The organism is Mesorhizobium sp. M7A.F.Ca.CA.003.01.2.1 (genome assembly GCF_003998945.1).
Lineage (GTDB): Bacteria > Pseudomonadota > Alphaproteobacteria > Rhizobiales > Rhizobiaceae > Mesorhizobium > Mesorhizobium ciceri.
On the sequence record NZ_RZRA01001491.1, the window covers coordinates 1 to 760 of the forward strand.

At 65.5% G+C, this 760-nt stretch carries 1 protein-coding gene; it reads left to right on the forward strand.

From position 1 onward, the window contains the following. Positions 1-642: NAD-binding protein (locus EN969_RS33695; protein ID WP_206525332.1), on the forward strand; the 642-nt coding region annotated here is incomplete at its 5' end. Positions 643-760 lie beyond the last annotated feature (118 nt).

Sequence of the window (760 nt, forward strand, 5' to 3'; positions counted from 1 at the left end):
ATCCTGTCGATTGTCCTCAACCCGCTGATGTTCCTGGCCATCGACTGGATGAAGCCGTGGCTGGAACGGCGCGCCGCCAGGACGGCACCACCGGTCGAGGCAAAACCGGTTGGTCCGGCGACGGAGCCGGGCCAGGTGGCCTCTGTCGCGGCAGCGGCGAAAAAGGAGGACGGGCCGCCGCCAAAGACGGCACTCACCGGCCATGCCATCCTGATCGGCTACGGCCGTGTCGGTGGCCTGGTCGGCTCGGCCCTGAAAGGCGCGGCAATGCCCTTCCTGGTCATCGAGGACGCCGACAAGACGCTGGCGAAGCTGAAAGCGGACAGCGTCGAGACCGTCGCCGGCAATGCGGCCAATGCCGAAGTGTTCGCCGCCGCCAACCCCGAGGGCGCCAGCCGGCTGATCCTTGCGATCCCCAATGCCTTCGAAGCCGGCCAGATCGTGCTCCGCGCCCGCGCCGCCAATCCCGCTATCAACGTCATCGCCCGTGCCCATTCCGATGCCGAGGTCGAACATCTCAAGGGTTTGGGCGCCGATACGGTGATCATGGGCGAGCGCGAGATTGCGCGCGGGATTGTGGAAGAAGTTCTCGGTTCCAAACCGGAGTTGAGGCGCGAAACCGCCGAGCCGTCGGTGGCCTGAGTCCCAAAGCCCAAGCTGCACTCTCGCACGCTGGCAACGTGATCGGCTCGACCACCCTTTCAAGCGAGCATCACGCCACGAATGCAGAGCCGCCATTTTGCGCGATACCGCTGAGGTA